The organism is Hoylesella timonensis S9-PR14 (genome assembly GCF_000762405.1).
Classification (GTDB): domain Bacteria; phylum Bacteroidota; class Bacteroidia; order Bacteroidales; family Bacteroidaceae; genus Prevotella; species Prevotella timonensis_A.
Genome location: NZ_JRPQ01000148.1, coordinates 1 through 4,313 on the forward strand (window position 1 = coordinate 1; position 4,313 = coordinate 4,313).

The 4,313-nt window shown below is 48.2% G+C and carries 5 protein-coding genes and 1 pseudogene; all 6 read right to left on the bottom strand.

Going from position 1 to position 4,313, the window contains the following annotated elements:
• A pseudogene (locus tag HMPREF9304_RS09460) lies at window positions 1–338 on the bottom strand (conjugative transposon protein TraM); the annotation flags it as partial.
• Entirely contained in the window at window positions 325–618 is a 294-nt protein-coding gene (locus HMPREF9304_RS09465; protein WP_036928491.1) for a hypothetical protein, read from the bottom strand. The gene HMPREF9304_RS09465 and the pseudogene HMPREF9304_RS09460, both read right to left, overlap by 14 nt.
• Window positions 619–622: 4 nt before the next feature.
• Complete coding sequence (gene traK, locus HMPREF9304_RS09470) at window positions 623–1,246, bottom strand: conjugative transposon protein TraK (protein ID WP_036895233.1); 624 nt, start codon at window positions 1,244–1,246, stop codon at window positions 623–625.
• A gap of 18 nt (window positions 1,247–1,264) precedes the next feature.
• Window positions 1,265–2,302: a conjugative transposon protein TraJ gene (gene traJ / locus HMPREF9304_RS09475; RefSeq protein ID WP_008448442.1), complete on the bottom strand. Its 1,038-nt coding sequence runs from the start codon at window positions 2,300–2,302 to the stop codon at window positions 1,265–1,267.
• A 23-nt stretch (window positions 2,303–2,325) separates the two neighbouring features.
• Window positions 2,326–2,958 (bottom strand): DUF4141 domain-containing protein, encoded by a 633-nt coding sequence (locus tag HMPREF9304_RS09480; RefSeq protein ID WP_036928495.1) that lies wholly within the window; start codon window positions 2,956–2,958, stop codon window positions 2,326–2,328.
• A gap of 30 nt (window positions 2,959–2,988) precedes the next feature.
• Window positions 2,989–4,313, bottom strand: a 1,325-nt coding sequence (locus HMPREF9304_RS09485) for a TraG family conjugative transposon ATPase (protein ID WP_036928496.1), incomplete at its 5' end; no start/stop codon positions are given.

Below are 4,313 nucleotides of genomic sequence, written 5' to 3' on the forward strand. Positions count from 1 at the left end.
GAGCTTTCAATCTTTGCCGTCGAAGCGGCTGTTTCCGCACGCTCGCTTTCCGAGGGGGCGGTATTACTATCAAAGTAATCCGAAAGCCTGCCCATCTCCTCGCGTGTCTGTTCGTCCTGACGGCTCTTGTCGCCCAATTCGTAGGCTTTAAGTTTGTTTCCCGTCAGCTGTTCGGTGGTCGCCTGCGGTATGCTGTCGTTCAGTCCCTGCTGCGCCGCACTCTTCTCCTTGCCCGACGGGGCAAATATGAACCACATCGAGAGGGCGAAAAGCAATCCCAGCCCACCGAAGACCAGTCCTTTCTTGAGATATTCTTTCTGTTTATTATCCATTTTCATTACTATTAGTTGAATATTGTTGATAAAGTCGTATAAATACGCTATCTGTATGGATGTCGCTGTCTATTATCGTTCCCTTGGGGATAGGTAGTCTTTCCTCCTTATCGTGCGACAGGAAAAACTGCGCTATCATCACTAAAGAACAGACGAGATAGACAAAACTTAATCCGAATACAATCAGCTTGCGCTGCTTTGCCGTGAGCCTGTCGCACCGATGGCGAAGCCACAAGTGCGCCCTCAAATAGTGCCGTGCGAATGAAAATCCCCTTGTTCTTTTCATCGTGCTATCGTTTATAGGTTTGGAGGTCTTGATTCTGTCGCACCATAAACTGCTCCATGAGGAAGCCCTGCGGATTGTTGTCCGAGCGGACGGAGTTCTGCAAGGTGCAGGTCGTAATCAGGTTACGCTCCGTGATGTTACTCGGTCGCACGATGAACTGACGGGCGTAGGTCGTTACCTCGTAGGGATAGACCTCAAAGTTGCAGCGGATAGAGTCCACCTCTATACGCTGATTGACATTGCCCGAAATGGCACGGTTGTAATAACCCTTTTCCGCCAAGTCCTTGTAATAATTGAAAGCCGACTTGTCACACAGCACAAAGGCACGCTCCATGTTCTTCTCGATGGCATCCTTATCGGGCGCGATGGTGAAGAACAGTTCATGGAAACGACGGACGTGTTCCCTCGCTTCCACAGGTCGGTTCTTGCTTGCATCCTGACTCAGTGCGAGCATCAAAGACTTTCCTTGGTCAAGCACATAGATTTTCTCCCTCTGCTCTTTGGCAAAGCCATACGAGGCATAGACGGCATAGCCGCTGACCGCCACGCAGACGATGGCAAAGACAAAGGCATAGAGCCTGATCTGACGGAATGAGGTCTCGATATTGGTGAGTGATTTGAATTCCATTGTTTTTTACGTTTTTTGTTATTTACCTTTGAGTAATGCACCCTTGATACGTCCGATGGCATTGCCTGCAACGGCTCCGGCTCCACCTGCCAAATACTTGCCTCCGGTGTATGCGCCCTGCGCTCCACGCTGAGCCGTCTGGTTGACGTTGCGACCGTAAGAGCCGATGCCACCACCAGCCTCAATAATCCAGCCTGCTACCGTAGGCACACAGAAGTAGCCCACGATACCGATGAGGAAGAAGACAATGTGATACCAACTGCCCGCATCGGGGAGAAAATTCGGGTCGCTAAGGGTTTCAATATCTTTCTGCACCATCAGCACTTGTATCTTTGTCAGAAGGGCGGTCAAGATGCTGCTCACCGGTAACCATAGATACACCGATATATAGCGAGAAAACCAAGCCGTCATCGACCCCGACAGTCCGTCCCATACGGCAATGCCGAAAACGACGGGTCCAAGAATGGAGAGCACAATCAGAATGAAAGTGCGCAGCGTGTCAATAATCAATCCCGCAGCGTGGAAGAGTATTTCCATGATGTCGTGAACACACTTTAAAATCCATTGTTTCATTTGGTAGGCAGAGCGTTCCGCATACATTCCCGCAATGGTTATGGCATCCTCCGGACCGACGATGCCCATCTCTTCAATCTTTTGGTCAAAGGCTTCATTCGATACCAAAAATGCCGTTTCGGGGTTGCGCAGATAGGCTTCCTCCTGCAACTTATCCCTTTGTGCTATAAGTTTGGCAAGTGTCCCCTCCTGCTTGTCCACCATCATTTCCGTACCCTTGACGATTGGGGAGAGTACGCCATTCATTGTGCCAAGCACTATCGTAGGGAAAAACATAATGCAAAAACCAATCACAAAGGGACGTAGGAGCGGAAACACGTCGATTGCCTCGGCACGGGCAAGCGAAGCCCATACCCTCAGTGCGATATAGAAGAGCGCACCCAAGCCCGCAATCCCCTTTGCCACACCTGTCATATCCGAACAAAGCGGCATCATCTCGTCATAGGTCGAGCGGAGCAAATCGTGTAAACTGGCAAAATCCATAAGTTTGTCCTTTCCTTACTTGATTACCAATAGCGGCTTGCCGTATTACCGTAGAGGGATTTTACCTCGCTCAGTTCTCCCTTCTCTCTGGCACGCACGAAGCTCACCGATATGTTCTTACGGGTGTAGTAAGATACCAGCGAACGATATTCACGCAGCGTGGTATAGATATGGTCTATCTGCTGCATACGTTCGTGGTCGTTCATCGAGAACACATTGCTTTTGGCAACCGATTTGAGTTCTTTCAGGCTCTCGCCGCTCAATTCCAATAACTTGGTATAGCCGGAAGCCATTGCAGCAAGTTCCGAAGGACGGAAGTTCTTGTCTGAGAGCATCTTCTTGTACGAGGTAACGTAAATCTCCGAGATGTCGCCCACCATCAGGATACATTCTTTTACTTTATAGGCATCACCGATTAAGTTCTTGATTTTACGCAAATCGTCGTAATACTTCTTCGTGTCGTTGTAGAGCTTCTCCACTTCCTTGAATCCGTCCAAGGTGTTCTTCACCGTCTTCGAGGCGGTGGCGATTTCCTTGACGGAATTGGCGATGTTACCCGCAAAGTTGCCCGGGTCGGTTACTACCCACTGTGCGTGGGTCTGACCACCGCAGAATAAAATCAAAGCGGTAAGTAGCATAAAAACTTGTTTTTTCATTGTTGTTGTCATATTTAAGTTGTTGAAAAATTACTTTCTTTTCTCTCGTTTTTCACTTGCCAACTGCCTGATAGCCGTTTCGATGTCGCCATCTAACAGTTCCGCACGTTGCATCACCTCCACCTTTTCCGTCTCCTCGGTGGTATAGGTAAGGTATTCCTCCATACTCACCTCTGTGGCATAGACGGCACTCTGCATACCGCCTAAACCTATCCACACCTCTTTATATAGTCGGTTGGTATCGTTATTCTGGTTGATGGAAAGTATCTGACTCTTCTCCTTTTCGGAGAGTCCGAGCATGGCTTGTATGCCGTCGAACTTGGTCATGTACTTGCGCTGGTCAAGCAGGATTTTGCAGTCGGAGTTGTTGATGATGCTTTCCTTGACAATGGGAGATTGTATAATGTCGTCCACCTCCTGCGTTACGACAATAGCCTCCCCGAAATACTTTCTGACCGTCTTATATAAATATTTTATATAGTCTGCCATATTAGCGGATGCAATCGCCTTCCATGCTTCCTCGATGAGAATCATCTTGCGGATGCCTTTTAATCGGCGCATCTTGTTAATGAAAGCTTCCATGATGATAATCGTTACGACAGGAAACAAATCCTTGTTGTCCTTCACTTGATCAATTTCAAAGACGATGAAACGTTTCGAGAGTAGGTCGATATTCTTATCCGAGTTCAGCAGGAAGTCATACCTGCCACCTTTATAATACTGCTTGAGTGTCGTTAGGAGGTTGTTGATATTGAAGTCAGAGAGCGTTACTTTGATGTCCCGGTGCTCCATGTCCTCCCGATACACATCACGCAGGTACTCATAGAAGGTGTTGAAGCAGGGAACGATGGTGTGATCCGTCCTGATAAGTTCGATGTAGGTGTTGACGGCAGAACCAAGTTCGCCTGCTTCTGTCTTGGTAATATGTTCATCGGCACTCTTCCAAAGCGTAAGCAATAAGGTGCAGATACTTTCTCTTTTCTCCACGTCAAAGAAGTAATCATCGGTGAAGAAAGGATTAAAAGAGATAGGATGCTCATCGGTATAGGTGAAATAAACACCGTCCTCGCCCTTGGTCTTGCGGTGGATAAGCTCGCACAAGCCTTGATAGCTGTTACCCGTATCGACCAAGAGCACGTGCGCCCCTTGCTCGTAATACTGGCGTACCATGTGATTGGTGAAGAAAGACTTGCCACTACCCGAAGGACCGAGAATGAACTTGTTGCGATTGGTAATGATACCTTTCTTCATTGGTAGGTCAGAAATGTCCAAGTGGATTGGCTTGCCCGAAAGTCGGTCAGCCATCTTGATACCGAAGGGAGAGAGCGAGTCCTTGTAGTTGGTCTCAGCCGTGA

Coding starts and splice junctions, on each gene's coding strand:
- HMPREF9304_RS09480 (WP_036928495.1), bottom strand. CDS start 2,958: ATGAAAAAACAAGTTTTTATGCTACTTACCGCTTTGATTTTATTCTGC.
- traK (WP_036895233.1), bottom strand. CDS start 1,246: ATGGAATTCAAATCACTCACCAATATCGAGACCTCATTCCGTCAGATC.
- traJ (WP_008448442.1), bottom strand. CDS start 2,302: ATGGATTTTGCCAGTTTACACGATTTGCTCCGCTCGACCTATGACGAG.
- HMPREF9304_RS09465 (WP_036928491.1), bottom strand. CDS start 618: ATGAAAAGAACAAGGGGATTTTCATTCGCACGGCACTATTTGAGGGCG.